15 protein-coding genes are annotated in these 15,070 nt (G+C 66.4%); 6 read left to right on the plus strand and 9 right to left on the minus strand.

Annotated elements, in window-relative coordinates:
- Window positions 1-10 precede the first annotated feature (10 nt).
- A complete protein-coding gene (locus M2299_RS02605; protein ID WP_280883908.1) occupies window positions 11-757 on the plus strand; it encodes an SGNH/GDSL hydrolase family protein in 747 nt (248 codons plus the stop codon).
- Between the two features lie 202 nt (window positions 758-959).
- Window positions 960-1,679, plus strand: coding sequence for a hypothetical protein (locus M2299_RS02610; RefSeq protein ID WP_280883790.1), 720 nt, complete (start codon window positions 960-962; stop codon window positions 1,677-1,679).
- Window positions 1,680-1,694: 15 nt separating this feature from the next.
- On the opposite strand, the gene M2299_RS02615 is transcribed toward M2299_RS02610, so the two are convergent.
- Entirely contained in the window at window positions 1,695-2,240 is a 546-nt protein-coding gene (locus M2299_RS02615; protein WP_080148474.1) for a thioesterase family protein, read from the minus strand.
- A gap of 69 nt (window positions 2,241-2,309) precedes the next feature.
- Between M2299_RS02615 and M2299_RS02620 the strand changes: the two genes are divergently transcribed.
- Entirely contained in the window at window positions 2,310-2,888 is a 579-nt protein-coding gene (locus M2299_RS02620; RefSeq protein ID WP_099784701.1) for a TetR/AcrR family transcriptional regulator, read from the plus strand.
- A gap of 12 nt (window positions 2,889-2,900) precedes the next feature.
- On the opposite strand, the gene M2299_RS02625 is transcribed toward M2299_RS02620, so the two are convergent.
- On the minus strand, window positions 2,901-3,377 hold the full coding sequence (locus tag M2299_RS02625) for a hypothetical protein (RefSeq protein WP_280883791.1): 477 nt from the start codon (window positions 3,375-3,377) through the stop codon (window positions 2,901-2,903).
- On the opposite strand from M2299_RS02625, the gene M2299_RS02630 reads away from it, so the two are divergent.
- From M2299_RS02630 to M2299_RS02640, 3 genes are read left to right on the plus strand one after another with little or no spacing between them, the layout of a single operon-like run.
- Window positions 3,376-3,753 carry a VOC family protein gene (locus tag M2299_RS02630; protein WP_080148476.1) on the plus strand — a complete coding sequence of 126 codons (378 nt, stop codon included), beginning with the start codon at window positions 3,376-3,378 and terminating at the stop codon, window positions 3,751-3,753. The two genes, M2299_RS02625 and M2299_RS02630, sit on opposite strands and share 2 nt — an antisense overlap.
- Window positions 3,750-4,499, plus strand: a complete 750-nt coding sequence (locus M2299_RS02635; protein WP_280883792.1) for a hypothetical protein — start codon at window positions 3,750-3,752, stop codon at window positions 4,497-4,499. The genes M2299_RS02630 and M2299_RS02635 overlap by 4 nt, the downstream gene beginning before the upstream one ends.
- 48 nt (window positions 4,500-4,547) lie before the next feature.
- Window positions 4,548-5,063, plus strand: a complete 516-nt coding sequence (locus M2299_RS02640; protein ID WP_099842970.1) for a hypothetical protein — start codon at window positions 4,548-4,550, stop codon at window positions 5,061-5,063.
- A gap of 41 nt (window positions 5,064-5,104) precedes the next feature.
- On the opposite strand, the gene M2299_RS02645 is transcribed toward M2299_RS02640, so the two are convergent.
- From M2299_RS02645 to hutI, 7 genes are all read right to left on the minus strand, one after another.
- Window positions 5,105-7,213 (minus strand): TonB-dependent receptor, encoded by a 2,109-nt coding sequence (locus M2299_RS02645; protein ID WP_280883793.1) that lies wholly within the window; start codon window positions 7,211-7,213, stop codon window positions 5,105-5,107.
- Between the two features lie 58 nt (window positions 7,214-7,271).
- Window positions 7,272-8,072: a restriction endonuclease gene (locus tag M2299_RS02650; RefSeq protein WP_223486020.1), complete on the minus strand. Its 801-nt coding sequence runs from the start codon at window positions 8,070-8,072 to the stop codon at window positions 7,272-7,274.
- A 96-nt stretch (window positions 8,073-8,168) separates the two neighbouring features.
- On the minus strand, window positions 8,169-9,605 hold the full coding sequence (locus M2299_RS02655; RefSeq protein WP_100436550.1) for a serine hydrolase domain-containing protein: 1,437 nt from the start codon (window positions 9,603-9,605) through the stop codon (window positions 8,169-8,171).
- A 151-nt stretch (window positions 9,606-9,756) separates the two neighbouring features.
- Window positions 9,757-11,424 carry a urocanate hydratase gene (hutU, locus tag M2299_RS02660; RefSeq protein WP_280883794.1) on the minus strand — a complete coding sequence of 556 codons (1,668 nt, stop codon included), beginning with the start codon at window positions 11,422-11,424 and terminating at the stop codon, window positions 9,757-9,759.
- Complete coding sequence (gene hutG, locus M2299_RS02665) at window positions 11,421-12,275, minus strand: N-formylglutamate deformylase (protein WP_032976262.1); 855 nt, start codon at window positions 12,273-12,275, stop codon at window positions 11,421-11,423. The genes hutU and hutG overlap by 4 nt, the downstream gene beginning before the upstream one ends.
- Window positions 12,272-13,813, minus strand: coding sequence for a histidine ammonia-lyase (gene hutH / locus M2299_RS02670; protein WP_280883795.1), 1,542 nt, complete (start codon window positions 13,811-13,813; stop codon window positions 12,272-12,274). Before hutH ends, hutG begins: the two co-directional genes overlap by 4 nt.
- A complete protein-coding gene (gene hutI, locus M2299_RS02675) occupies window positions 13,810-15,033 on the minus strand; it encodes an imidazolonepropionase (protein WP_080148874.1) in 1,224 nt (407 codons plus the stop codon). The genes hutH and hutI overlap by 4 nt, the downstream gene beginning before the upstream one ends.
- Between the last annotated feature and the right edge of the window lie 37 nt (window positions 15,034-15,070).

Genomic DNA, 15,070 nt, shown 5'->3' on the forward strand with positions numbered 1-15,070 from the left:
CGGATCGCTCATGGCGGGGCTGGCCACGCCAGTGTTGGTGCAGGCGGCCAGCAATCCATTGCTGACCAAGCCAGTGGAGCAGGTGCAGCCAGACGAAGTGCGCTTCATGCAGCAGCGTCTGTCCGATTGGCCGCAGCTGCAGAAGTACCGCGCAGCCAATGCTGCTTTGCCCGCGCCACGGGCCGGCCAGTCACATGTGGTGTTCTTCGGCGATTCGATCACCGAAGGTTGGGGCAAGGAAGGCAGCAGCACGTTCTTCCCCGGCAAGGGTTACCTCAATCGCGGCATCAGCGGGCAGACCACCGCACAGATGCTGGTGCGCTTTTCGCAGGATGTGCTGGCGCTGCGCCCGAATGTGGTGGTGATCCTGGCCGGCACCAATGACATCGCCGGGAACACCGGCCCGACCACGCAGGCGATGATCGAGGACAACCTGCGGGCCATGCTGGATCTGGCCAAAGCGCATGGCATTGCGGTGGTGCTGGCGTCGGTGTTGCCGGTTAGCGAGTACCCGTGGATCCCGGGCATAGCACCTGCGCCCAAGGTGCGTGCATTGAATGCTGCGTTGAAGCGGCAGGCCGATGCGCGCGGGCTGGTCTATCTGGACTACCACACGCCGATGGCCAACCGTGCCGGCGGACTGGATGCGCAGTTGGCAACCGATGGCGTGCATCCGACGGCGAAGGGTTATGCGCTGATGGCACCGCTGGCCGAGGCGGCGATCAAGCGCGCGCAGGCGAACGCGCCCAAGCGCTGAGATTGGAGTAGTGCCGGCCGCTGGCCGGCAACCTCGATCTGCGTGCCGAACGGATTGCCGGCCAGCGGCCGGCACTACCCTATCGCCAGTTCCGCCAGAAGCCACTCACAGAAGCGCATCACCAACGGACGCGGCGCCGCTGCGATAGAGTGTCCACCGAGCCGGCCGCGCACGGTGGCCGCCAGGGACGACGAGGCAGGGAATGCAGAACGGAATCGGCAGCAGGCTGCGCTTGGCCGGCGTGGCCACGGTACTGATGTTTGCAGGTCAGGCGAGCGCCCTTGCCGCGCCTGCAGCGTCTCCGGTCACACGTGAGGCGGTGGCCGGCATTTCCCTGAGCGAATGGACCGCGCGTTGGTGGCGCTGGGCTGACGAGCAGAGGGTTGCGCCTTACCTGGATCCCGATGGTCGCCTGTGCGAACTGGGCCAGGAGGGACCGGTCTGGAACCTGGCAGGAACCAATGGCCGCTTCCAGCCACGCAGGCAGTGCGTGGTGCCCGAAGGCAGGCACCTGTTGCTGCCCATCATCAACATGGCCAGCTACCAGACCGGAGAAGACGTCTCCTGCGAGGAGCTGCAGGCCGGCGCGGCGATCAACAACGACCATCTTGTCAGCGCTGTGGTGCTGCTGGACGGGCAGCCGTTGGGTGACATGCGCCTGCACCGGGTGAAGAGCGAAGGTTGCTTCCGCATGGATCCGGATGACGACGACTCGAGATTGGCTGCGGCCGACGGCTACTGGCTGATGCTCAAGCCACTGACGCCAGGTCGGCACACCGTGAGCGTCGGCGCCAACTATGGCGCGCCCGAAGGTGGCGCGTACAGCCAGATGCGGCAGACCTTCGAGTATGTGCTGCATGTGGGTGGCCGCACGCAGATCACCTTCGTGACCCCCATGATGGTGGAGGCGTCTGCCCCCTGATCCGCGTGGCAGGGGTCAATCATGGTCCTGCTTCAACGCCAGATCGGCTGCCAGCAGCGCCTCGGCTGCCGCACTCAGGGCCGGCGAGGGCGGAGCAACCACGCCGATCGATTCCATCATCTGTGGCATGCCGACGAACTGACGTGCGCGGCGGTCGTAGATGCCGGTGATCAGCAGTGCACGTGTGGCGGTTTTCTGCTCCGGGCCGATCAGTACGCGCTGCTCCATGATGCCGCGTGTGCCGACCCAGCCGACCAGTCGCGTTTCCAGGGTGAAGCGCTGGAACGGCTTCAGCTCGCGCCGGAACTGGATGGTGCCGGCGCCAACAATCGGCGCCCACTTCTCACGCAGCGCCACCTTGCCCAGGCCCATGCGCAGGATCAGGTCCAGCCGGCCCAGGTCGAAGATGTTCCAGTAGCGGCCGTTGGTCATGTGCAGGTTGCTGTCCAGGTCGTTGGGCAGCACCCGGAACTGCAGGCGGGAGACGCCGAACGGGGCCTCCAGCTTCGGCCGGAACAGGCTGCACAGCAGCAGGTGGAGCAGGCGGAACCAGAGATTCATGATTATGACGACTGTTATAGAACGGGCGATACGCTAATCTATGACGACTGTCTTAGCAAGGAGCCGGCCGTGAGCCCGCGATCGTCCGATGCCCCCCAGCGTGTGATCGATGCCGCAGCGCAGATGCTCGCGCGGGTGGGCCTCAACGCGACCAGCATCCGCGAAGTGACCAAACTGGCTGATGCGCCGCTGGGGTCCACGTATCACCACTTCCCGGGCGGCAAGCAGGAGTTGTTGGCACGGGCCACCACGATGGCCGGCGACAAGGTGGAGGCGCTGCTGATCGAACTGCTGAAGGGCGGCGCGGTGCAGGGGTTGCAGCAGTTCCTGGCGCTGTGGCGCGAGCGCCTGCTGCGCACCGGTTTTCGTGCCGGCTGCCCGGTGCTGGCGGCAGCCGTCGAGGAGCCGGTGGAGGCCCTGCCGAGCCAGCCACGTGCGGCGGCCGCCGAGGTGTTTGCCCGCTGGCAGGGGCACCTGGCTGAGGCGTTCGTCGCCGATGGGCACGCGCCTGCCGAGGCGACCGGCCTGGCCAGCCTGGTGATTGCCAGTGTGGAAGGCGCAGTGGCGATGAGCCGCGCACTGCAGGACATCGCCCCGTTCGACCAGGTGGCTGCGCAGCTGTTGAAGGCAGCCGCACCGCCTGCCTGAGCGGCGCGCGGACTACTTGAAGAACATGTAGACCCACCCGGCAAACATGGGCACCATCACAGCGATACTGGATGCCACCAGCCAGCGTACATAGCGGCTGGCCGCATCGGCCCCTTGCCGTTTCAGTGCCCAGGCATGCAGAGGCAAGACCAGCAGGGCCTGCAGGAACAAGGCCGCCATTGCGCCAAGCCAAAGCGCAAACACGCCCAGGCAGCCGTCACTCATGCAGTAGGTCGCGAACCACGACCCCCAGCCTGCCAGGCCGATCATCGGCAGGAACATGACGATGGCAACAGGGCGGGTGAACTGGGACGCTTGCATGCAGGAGCCGATCCGTTCCGTGACTGCCCAGAATATAGGATCCACACCGGACTGCGGTTGCCGTGGATCCGGCGGGAACTGGACGGGACGTGACCTGTAGACGCGGCGCCACGGCAGGGTAGAATCCGGCCAGCGCAGCCCGCGCGTGCCTGGCAAGGATGTCTGCATGCTGCACCACCTCTCGTTGGGTGTCCGCGATCTCGAGCGTGCAGGTCGCTTTTACGATGCCGTTCTTGCAGCACTCGGTTACCGCCGCGTTTTCGAAGACGACACTGCGATCGGTTATGGCCTGGTCGAGGATGAAGACCTGTTGTGCCTGAAGCTGCGCGACGATGCGGTTGCGCCGGGACCTGGCTTCCATCTGGCGCTGGCGGCAACCTCGCGCGACGCCGTTGATCGGTTCCATCATGCGGCCTTGGCAACCGGAGGCCAGGACAACGGACCTGCCGGTCTGCGCCCGGACTACGGCGAGCGTTACTACGCTGCGTTCGTGATCGATCCAGATGGTCATCGCATCGAGGCGGTGACCAAGGCGGCGGCATGAAGCACGGACGCCAGCCTTTTTCAATGCCGGGCAGCCGCAGCAGCGAAGCGATGCGTGCACGTCGGCAGCTGCAGCATCGTGGCTGGCCGCGGCTGCAGATGGCCGTGATTGTCGTGCTGACCGGTGCCGCCGGGTTCCTCGCCTCGCACGTGCTGCGCCTGGCAGGCATGGACGCGATGCTGCTGCGCTATCCGCTGGCCGTGCTGATCGCCTATGGCGTGTTCCTGCTGCTGATGTGGGTCTGGATCCGGTGGCGCTGGGATGCAGTGGCCGATGGGTTGGGCTCCGCGCCCGGCGGCGGTGACAGCCAGGCATCGCCGTGGACCGGCAGCGGCGGGCATTCCGGCGGTGGTGGCACGTCCGCTTCCTGGGGTGAAGCCGCAGCGTCCTCCAGCGCGAGCGCCGACAGCGCATCGTTGCTGGACGTGGCCGACGGCGACGCAGGCCTGCCGTTGCTGGCCATTCTCGGCGTCATCGCGCTGGTGGCTACAGTGCTCGTGGCCAGTGCCTGGGTGGTCTGGTCGGCGCCGGTGCTGATGGCCGAGCTGCTGGTGGATGCGGCCATCGCCGGGGGTCTGTACAAGCGGATGCAGGGCATGCAGGTGCAGGGGTGGTGGCGGCTGTGCCTGTCCCATACGATCTGGCCGCTGCTGGGCCTGCTGGTGTTTTTCGCCGGGCTGGGCTGGCTTGCGCAGCAGTTGGAGCCGGATGCGGTCAGCCTGATGCAGGTATTCAAGGCGTTGTAACAGGATCTGCCACGACGTTTAATATCAATCACACGCAAGGAGAAGCGCATGGATGTCGCTGCACGCAGGAACAGGAAGTTCGTTCGTTGGCTGATGGTGGCGATGTTCGCCCTGCTGATGCCCTTCGCGGTGCTGGCCCAGTCCGGGCCTACGGCCACCCCGCCTACAACAGATGCGGCCGCCGAAGAAGCCCAGTGCCGCGCCTGCACCTATGAACGCATCGGGCACAAGGTCGACATCGGCCTGGTGGCCTTGGTGTCGCTGCTGGTGGTCGGCCTGCTGGTGGCCATTTCCCGCGAATGGGGGACGACTTCGCAGCGCTGGACCTGCCGCACGATGGCCCTGCTGCTGGTGGGCATCGGGGTGGCCCTGCTGTGGTGGGCGGGCAGCATCATCTACCTGGGCTATAACCCGTGGCAGGAGGACGCCGCTCCGCTGGATGCCGCGTTGGCCTCTACACTGCTCAGCACGTCGCCGAAGTGGCTGGCAGGGCTGTTGATGATGGGTTTCGCGCCCACTGTCTGGCGGCGCAGCGAGCGCCTGCCGTCCTGGCGCATTGCATGATCCATGGGGCGCCGGGCGATGCCCGGCGCTCCCCTTGTGAATCAGTCGAAGCGCCAGCGCACGCCTGCATACACGCCGCGGCCTTCGCCGGGCGTCGAGCGCGCCACGTCCTTGCCGGCATCGTTGTAACCTGGGGTGACGGTGGCGGCGTAATGGCGGTCAGCGATGTTGCGCATCTCCGCCCACAGCTGCCAGCGGCCGCCCGGTGCGTCGTAACCAATGCGACTACCGAAGATGACGTGGCTGTCCGCCCAATAGCTGTTGGCGTAGTCCACCGCGATGCGTGAGGCGTACTCGGTGTTCAGTGCGGCATACAGGCCCGAGGCGTGGTCGAAGCGCAGTTCGGCCTGGTAAGCGTGGCGCGGCAGGCCGGGCAGGCGGTTGCTGCCAAAACGTGCATCGTGGCGGTAGCGGAAGTCGCTGAAGGTATACGCCTGGCGCAACGACAGACGGCCCGGTGCAGCCTGCCACAAGGTGCTGTCCAACCCGGCCTCGATGCCACGGTGCACGGTGGGGCTGGCGTTGTTCTCAGCGATGAACAGGTTCGGCACCGGCTGCAGTTCCACGCTCAGCAGCTCGTGGTTCACGTGCGCGTAGTAGCCGGTCAGTTCCCAGCGGCCCAGGGCCGCTTCACCGCGTGCACCCAGTTCCAGCGTGGTGGCGGTCTGGTTCTGCATCGGCACCGGCGCACGCTGGCGGCCGGTGGAAGGACCATTGCCCGCGCCGAAGTACTGGTTCGAGCCCCAGATCATCGACCACGGGTGCGGCGCTTCCACTGAGCGGCTGAGGTTGCCGAACCACTGCGTCTGCGGCGTCTGCTGCCAAGTGAAGCCCAGCCGCGGCGCGTAGTCCCAGTCGTGGTCGCGCAGGCGGCCGCCGCTGCTCGGCCACGTGACCTGCACATCGCGGCGGGTGTTGATCAGCGCAAAACCGGTCTGTACGCGCAGGCGATCATTCACGGCCAGGTTGTTGCCGATGTGCAGCGTGCTGTCGGTGCCGTGGTGGCGGAAGTCGCGCGTGCGGGTGCCGGCGGCATAACCGTTGTTGGCAAAGCGCAGCGACTCGCGCACATCGGCATCCAGGTCGTGGGTAATGCGCAGCCCGATGGTGGTCTCGCTGTCCAAACCGAACAGCGTGTGCCGGCGACGGTAGTCCAGCGTGGCATTGAGGTTGGCGTAGTCCAGCTGCTGGCGGTACAGGCTCTCGTTCAAGTCCATCGGGTATTTGTGATAGACCAGCCCGGCCTGCAGTGAGGAATCCTCGTCGATCTGCAGGGTTGTGAGATTGCCCACCCAGGTGCTGCCCGGCTGCGGACGGCGCGCATCGATGGCCAGGTTGGCCGCGTTCGCCGTGCGCGGATCATTGCGGATCTGCTCGCGGGTCAGGCGCCCGGGTGTCTCGTGGTTGGTTTCGCGGTAGCGCACGAAGAAGCGGGTCTGCAGATCGGGGGTGATCTGCCAGCCGATGTTGGCCATCGCGCCCTTGCCATCGCCGGCCGCATGGCGCTGGTAGCCATCGAATTCGGTATCGGTATAGGCCAGGAAGTAATCGACATCGCCGCTGACGCCGCCCCAGCTGATCCCGCGCTTCTGGTAGCCGCGGCTGCCGGCTTCGTAGTGCAGCTGCACGCCCGCCGAGTCGCGACCGCTGCGGCTGATGTAGTCGATGGCTCCGCCCAGTGCCAGCGCGCCGCGTTCGAAGCCGTTGGCACCGCGCAGCACTTCCACGCGCGACAGCCACAACGGTTCCAGCAGTTCGTAAGGTGTGCCGCCCGGGCCGGTCAGTGGAAGGCCGTCGATCGACACCGCGATGCCGGAAGCGTGTGCACCCGGGCCGCGGTTGATGCCCGAGCCGCGGATCGACACCTTGGTGCCTTCGTTGCCCGGCGACTGCGCGCTGATGCCGGGCTGGTAGGCCAACACGTCGGCGCTGCTGGACAGGCGGCTGTCCGCCTTGGCCACGTCGATCACGTTGCTGGCGCCCGGCACGCGCTTCAGCGCCTCGCGCGCCTGCGCGCTGGCATCGGCGGCAGTGACCTGCACCGCGTCCAGCGTGGTGGCCTGTGGGGCGGCGTGGGCGGTGGTGGAAAGGCCAAGCAGGATGGCCAGCGACAGCAAGGAGGGGGCGGGGCGATACGGCAGGAAGGGCATGCGGAGAGTCTGTAAACCACAAAACAGGCGCGAAAGTTAACAGGTCAGACGCGGTACGTCATCCCCGGCAGGCCGGGAATCGGCTACATCCCATGAACAACTCGCCGGTAGTCCGGTTCTTGCGCTCAACCAGCGGCGCAGCGCACTTCCGGCAGGTTGCGGCAGTTGCGGCTTCCGTGGGCGTTGCCAGGGTTGGCTCCAGCCGTTCCAACGGTTCGGTGATCGGCCGAGTCTGCACTTCGCGGATCATCCGCAGTAGCTCGGCGCCGGGCACCAATGCGACGGGTTTGCCCGCCACGAAGGCTTGGGCATCACGGCTGAACCTGCCCGAGCTGACAACCATTGCGGCGTCCGCCTTGTGGTGCGCGAGCAGCCCGTAAAGCTCGCGCACGACCGTCACGCCTACCTGCTGCCGTCGCCATTGCTTGCATTGCACCAGCGTGCGCTTGCCGTTGCGTCGCAGGATCAGGTCGATGCCACCGTCCGCGCCGCCCAGTCCGGTTTCTTCGACTGCATAGCCTTGGCGCCGGAAGGCTTCGCCGACAAGAAGCTCGAAGTTGCGCCAGCCCGTCGTGGCCAGGCTTTCCAACCCGGTTCGGGTATCCAGCAGCTGGCGTCGCTTATAGGCGCCAGCCAAGGAAAGCAAGGTGGCAAGCATGCAGATCGCCAACCAGGCCCAGGCAAATACCGGTTGGGCAAGAATCTGAAGGAGGATGTCGCCAGTGGCGGCAGTGACAGGTTGGCGCCACGCCGGTAACAACCAGCGCAGAGTGGCGAAGCCGAGCCCGCCCACCGCTGCGTTGATGTACCACGGCCATGCGGCCATGACATCCAGAAGACTGTTGCGCCTGCGTCCCATGCATTTTTCTCCGACGTGCTCGCCATTGTTCAGTCGAGCCTTCCGATTGGTTTTCCGGTGTGCCTCACAGCAAATTCCAGTAGAAGAGGCTCGACTCTACAAAGCGGATTTCACCAGTGCTTTTGATTTGGCGTATAGCGTTTTGGCCATCTCAGCGTTACCGAGCGCAGCATGGCATTCGGCAAGGCTGTCCCAGGCATTGGCCGAGGTGGGATACAGGGCCGTATTGAGGGCGAAGACCTTGAGCGCGGGCCGGTTGCCCAGATTGTTGCGGATCGCGTAGCCGGTTGCATTGATGGCCCGCTCCAGTTCGTTGGATGCAATGCCACTGTTCTCGCTCAGCCACGCACGCAGGCTGCTTTCACTGCCGCTGTCACCGGTCAAGGCATAGCCGATCAAACGTTCGGAGAGTGCTGCATGCGGAAAATCTCCTGGCGCAGCCACTGCCATCGTGCTTTCCACCAGCGTGCTCGACCAGGCATTGCGGGCGCTGCCATTGGTCAGGTACACGAACACCCAGTAGCCGCTGGCCAGCGTGCCCTTGTAGGCCAGCCGCGCACGCACGCGGGTGCCACCGTCGTGGCCGACCTGTGTGTAGCCATCGCTGCGGGTCGTATCCCAGCCGGTGGAGAAGAAGTTGCTGCCGCCGCCGGTCAGTGTCTGTGGCTGCCACAGCGCTTCCAGCGTGGCCGTGCGCACCAGCTTGCCGGTCGCCAGCGCCTGCAGGAAACGGTTCATGTCGCCCACGGTGGTCTGCAGATCGGCATGGCCCCAACCGTAGTGCGGCCATGGATCTTCATTGGCCGGCTGCAGCTGGCCGTCCTTGCCGATGTACGGCACTGCCGCGCGCTGTGCCGGCACGCTGGCTGCTCCCCACGAGGTGCTGGTCATCCTCAGCGGCTGCAGGATGCGTTCGCGTGCAATGGCCGGATAGGGCTTGCCGTAATGGGTTTCCAGCAATGCGGTGAGCACCAGGTAGTTCGCCTGCGTGTACTGCACGCGGCTACCGGTGGCGAACTGCATCGGTGCCGAACCAGCGACCTTCAGTGCGGCGGCAAGGTCCGGTGCTACGCCGGTGTAGCCCTTGCTCACCCAGCGGTTGTCCACGCGGTCGTAGTATTCGCCGATGCCAGAGCTGTGGTTGAGGAAGTCACGCACGTGGATGGCGTGCCACGTGGACGGCAGCGCCGGCACATAACGACTGGCGGGGGCATCCAGATCCACCTTGCCTTGGTCCACCAGCTGCATCACCAGCGTGCTGGTCAGCAGCTTGGCCATCGACTGCGCGGCGAAGATGGTATCGACGGTGGCGGGCGCGTGGGTGGCCGGGTCGCGTTCACCACTGGCGCCCTCGTACAGCACGTTGCCGTTGTGTGCGACCAATACCACCTGGCCGGCGATGCCGTAGCGTTCGCGGTTGCTCTGCAATTGGGTGTCGAGCCGGGAAGAAAGGCCGGCAGGGACGTCACGCGCCGAGGCGAACGGGGTGGCAAACAGGGCGCAGAGCAATGCAGCAGCGAGCGTGCGGTACATCGCGGTGATCCGTCAGCGGCGATGGCGCATCTTGGTCACGGCGGGGGATAGGGTCAAGCCAGGAGGGTTGTGCCGACCAAGGTCGGCATCTACCAGAGCCAAAGCGCATCGGGCGGTGCCGGCCAGCGGCCGGCACTACCCGGGTGCTGGGTCAGCCGAGGATTCCCGGCAGATCCAGACCCTTTTCCTTCGCGCACTCAATCGCGATCTCATACCCCGCATCGGCATGGCGCATCACGCCGGTGGCCGGGTCGTTCCACAGCACGCGTGCAATGCGCTTGGCCGCCGCTTCAGTGCCATCGCAGACGATCACCATGCCGGCGTGCTGCGAGAAGCCCATGCCCACGCCGCCGCCATGGTGCAGTGACACCCACGTCGCGCCACTGGCGGTGTTGAGCAGGGCATTCAGCAGCGGCCAGTCGGACACAGCATCGGAGCCGTCGGCCATCGCTTCGGTTTCGCGGTTCGGCGAGGCCACGCTGCCGCTGTCCAGATGGTCGCGGCCGATCACCACCGGCGCCTTCAGTTCACCGTTGGCCACCATCTCGTTGAACGCCAGGCCCAGTCGATCACGATCGCCCAGACCGACCCAGCAGATGCGCGCCGGCAGGCCCTGGAACTTGATCTTCTCGGCGGCCATGTCCAGCCAGCGGTGCAGGTGCGGGTTGTCCGGAATCAGCTCCTTCACCTTGGCATCGGTCTTGGCGATGTCTTCCGGGTCGCCGCTCAGCGCCGCCCAACGGAACGGGCCGATGCCACGGCAGAACAGCGGCCGGATGTAGGCCGGCACGAAACCCGGGAAATCGAACGCATCCTCGACACCTTCTTCCAGCGCCATCTGCCGCAGGTTGTTGCCGTAATCCACGGTAGGCACGCCCAGCGAGTGGAAACCGAGCATGGCGCGGATGTGGTTGGCCATCGACTCACGCGCGGCCTTTTCCACTTCCTTCGGGGCGGTCACGCGCTTGGCATCCCATTCTTCCACCGTCCAGCCCTGCGGCAGGTAACCGTTCACCGGGTCGTGGGCGGAGGTCTGGTCGGTCAGCAGGTCCGGCTTCACGCCGCGGATCAGCAGTTCGTCCAGCACGTCGGCAACGTTACCGAGCAGGCCCACCGACAGCGGCTTTTTGGCGGTGCACGATGCTTCGATCAGGCGCAGGGCCTCGTCCAGATCGTCGGTCCAGGTATCCAGGTAGCCGGTGCGCAGGCGCATCTCGATGCTGCTCTTGCGGCATTCCACCGCCAGGCAGGAGGCGCCGGCCATCACCGCGGCCAGCGGCTGCGCGCCACCCATGCCGCCCAGCCCGCCGGTGAACAGCCACTTGCCGGCCAGGCTGCCGTTGTAATGCTGGCGGCCCATTTCCACGAAGGTTTCGTAGGTGCCCTGGACGATGCCCTGTGCGCCGATGTAGATCCAGCTGCCGGCGGTCATCTGGCCATACATCGCCAGGCCCTTCTTATCCAGCTCGTTGAAGTGATCCCAGTTGGCCCAGCGCGGCACCAGGTTGGAGTTGGCGATCAGCACGCGCGGTGCATCGGCATGGGTGCGGAACACGCCCACCGGCTTGCCCGACTGCACCAGCAGGGTCTGGTCGTCGTCCAGGCGCTTGAGGGTTTCGACGATGGCGTCGAAGCTCTCCCAATCGCGTGCGGCACGGCCGATGCCGCCGTAGACCACCAGCTCCTGCGGCCGCTCGGCCACGTCCGGGTGCAGGTTGTTCATGAGCATGCGCAGCGGCGCTTCGGTGAGCCAACTCTTGGCGGTGAGCGTGGTGCCGGTCGGTGCGGCAATGGTGCGGGACGGGTCGTTGCGGGTCATGCGGCGCTCCGGTTCGTAGCGAATTCAAGGCAGGCATTGAGCACCTGCGCCAGGGTGTGGCGCAGCGGTGCGGCGTGTTCGGGGTCGAGCGGGGTGGGCCAGCTGTGCTCGTCCACCTGGTCGGGTAGTGGTTCGTGCATGTAGCCGCGGCAGGCCAGTTCCATCTGCAGGCTGTGCACACCACCGGCAATGCTGCTGTAGTGGCGGGTGATCCAGCCGCCCTTGAAGCGGCCGTTGCGCACCTGGCTCATGCCGCTGAGCGCCAGCAGGTTCTCCACCACATCGCTCAGTGCGTTGTCGCAGGAGGTGTCCGGTGCACCGGACGGCCCGGCGGTGCCGAGATTGAACTGCGGCAACTCGCCCTCGAACAGGTGCGGGATGTGCGAACGGATCGAATGCGCGTCGTACACCACCACGGTGCCGTGACGTGCACGCAGGCGTGCGATCTGCGTGGCCAGTGCGTTGTGGTACGGCGCGAAATACGTGTCGCGGCGCCGGGCAATCTCGGCGTCATCCGGCTCGCGGCCGGCGTGGTACAGCGGCTGGTTGTCGAAGGTGGTCAGCGGGCACAGGCCGGTGGTGTTTTGCCCCGGGTACAGCGACACGCCGCTGGGATCACGGTTGAGGTCGATCACCGAACGCGAGATTGCCGAGCGCACGGTGGTCGCGCCCATGCCGCGTGCAAAGTCGTACAGCTCATGCACCCACCAGTCGGCATCGCGGCGCGCCAGCCACGGCGAGTGGAAATCGCCGATCAGATCATGCGGCAGCTCGCTGCCGGTGTGCGGGAAGCTGACGATCAGCGGCGCATCGCCTTCGTGCACGGTCAGCCATTCGGGATGGCCGTTCATGCCTGCGGTTCCACCGTGGGCAACAGCTCGGCCAGGCCCTTGGCCAATGCGCCGCTGCGGACCAGGTCGGTTGCGATCACCATGTCCGGGTGGAAATAGCGATCGTCCTGTAGCATCGGCACCTGTGCACGCAGCGTGGCGCGCACGTTTTCCAGTGCCTTGCTGGAGCGCAGCGGCGCATGGAAGTCGCAGCCCTGCGCAGCGGCCAGCAGCTCGATACCGATTACGTTGGCTGCGTTCTCGGCCATCTGCATCAGGCGGCGTGCACCGTGCGCGGCCATCGACACGTGGTCTTCCTGGTTGGCCGAGGTGGGAATCGAATCGACGCTGGCGGGGTAGGCGCGCTGCTTGTTTTCCGAGACCAGCGCAGCGGCGGTCACCTGCGGAATCATGAAGCCGGAGTTCAAGCCCGGGCGCGGGGTCAGGAAGGCTGGCAGACCGGACAGCGCAGGGTCGACCAGCATCGCCAGGCGGCGCTCGCTGATCGAACCGATTTCGCACACGGCCATCGCCAGCATGTCGGCGGCGAAGGCCACCGGCTCGGCGTGGAAGTTGCCGCCGGACAGCGCCTCACCGGTATCGGTGAACACCAGCGGGTTGTCGGACACGCCGTTGGCTTCGATTTCCAGCGTGGTCGCAGCCTGGCGCAGGATGTCCAGCGCCGCGCCCATCACCTGTGGCTGGCAGCGCAGGCAGTACGGGTCCTGCACCCGCACGTCGTTGTCACGATGCGATTCGCGGATGCCCGAATCCTGCATCAGCGTGCGCAGGGTGGTGGCGGTGGCGATCTGCCCACGCTGGCCACGCAGCGCATGGATACGCGGATCGAACGGCGTATCCGAGCCCTTGGCCGCTTCCACAGACAGCGCGCCGGTGACCAGTGCGGCCTGGAACACGGTTTCGATCTCAAACAGGCCGGCCAGTGCGTACGCGGTGGAGAACTGGGTGCCGTTGAGCAGGGCCAGGCCTTCCTTCGCGCCCAGTTCCACCGGCTGCAGGCCGGCGCGTGCCAGTGCGTCCACGGCGGGCAGGCGTTCATCGCCGACGAAGGCCTCGCCGACGCCGATCATCACGCTGGCCAGATGCGAGAGCGGTGCCAGGTCGCCCGAGGCACCGACCGAGCCCTGCGCCGGCACCACCGGCAGTACGCCCTTCACCAGCATTGCTTCCAGCAGCAGCAGCGTTTCCTCGCGCACGCCGGAAGCACCCTGGGCCAGGCTGACCAGCTTCAACGCCATCATCAGCCGCACCACATTCGCCGGCATCGGCTCGCCCACGCCCGCGGCATGCGAGAGCACGATGTTCCGCTGCAGGGTGGCCAGGTCCTCGCGCTCGATGCGCACGCTGGCCAGCTTGCCGAAACCGGTGTTGATGCCATACACCGGTGCGCCCTTGGCGACGATGGCAGCCACCGTTGCGGCACTGGCACGCACCGCCGGCAACGCGGCCGGGTCAAGCGACAGCGGCGCACCGCGATACGCCTGCCGCCACTGGGCGAGGGTGACATGGCCGGGGCGAAGAACCAGGGTGTTGCTCATGTGTTGCTCCAGGAGGCAGGCAGGTCGGGCTGTCCGCGCACCACGCGCGCGTGCAGCGGGTTGAATCCAATGCGATAGACCAGGTCGGCGGGGGCGTCGATGTCCCAGATCGCCAGGTCGCAGTCCATGCCGACGGCCAGGCGGCCGATGCGCTCGCCATGGCCCAGCGCACGCGCCGCTTCACGGGTGAAGCCGGCGATGCACTCGTCCACGGTCAGGCGGAACAGGGTGGCGCCCATGTTCATTGCCAGCAGCGGGCTGGTCAGCGGCGAGGTGCCGGGGTTGCTGTCGGTGGCCAGTGCCAGCGGCACGCCGGCCGCACGCAGCGCGGCGATTGGCGGCAGGGTGGTATCGCGGGTGAAGTAGAACGCGCCCGGCAGCAGCACGGCGACGGTACCGGCGGCGGCCATCGCGGCGATGCCGGCGTCGTCCAGGTGTTCGATGTGGTCGGCCGACAGCGCGCCGAAACCGGCCGCCAGTTCGGCGCCATGCTGGTTGCTCAGTTGTTCGGCGTGGATCTTGATCGCCAGACCATGCGCACGCGCAGCGTCGAATACCTGGCGGGCCTGCGCCGGCGAGAACGCGATGTTCTCGCAGAAGATGTCCACGGCCTCGGCCAGGCCTTCTGCAGCGATGGCCGGAATCATCACCTCGCACACCTCATCGGTGTATTCCTGCGCCTCGCGACCGGGCGGCACCGCGTGCGCACCGAGGAAGGTCGGCACCACGTTCACCCGGCATTCCTCGCCCAGCGCTCGTGCCACCTGCAACTGCTTGCGCTCGTCCTGCAGGGTCAGGCCGTAGCCGGACTTGATCTCGATGGTGGTTACGCCTTCGGCGCGCATCGCCAGCAGGCGCGGGCGGCTCTCGCGTGCCAACTGCTCTGGCGAGGCAGCACGGGTGGCGCGCACCGTAGAGACGATACCGCCACCGGCACGGGCGATCTCGGCATAGCTCACGCCCTGCAGGCGCTGCTCGAATTCGTTGGCGCGGTTGCCGGCGTAGACCAGGTGGGTGTGGCAATCGATCAGACCAGGCGAGATCCATCGGCCTTCGCCGTCGATGCGGGTGGTCGGCTGCAGGTCGGCATCGCTGCCGGCGGGGCCGACGTGCACGATGCGGCCATCGGTGGCGGCCAGTACTCCATCGCGCAGGACACCCAGGCCCTCGCCATCGAGGGTCATCAGGTGGACGTTGGACCAGAGGGTATCGACGTGCATGGCATCCAGAACGCGGCTGTGCTTATATGTCTATACA

It is taken from the genome of Stenotrophomonas sp. 1278 (assembly GCF_029892765.1).
GTDB classification, from domain to species: Bacteria; Pseudomonadota; Gammaproteobacteria; order Xanthomonadales; family Xanthomonadaceae; genus Stenotrophomonas; species Stenotrophomonas indicatrix.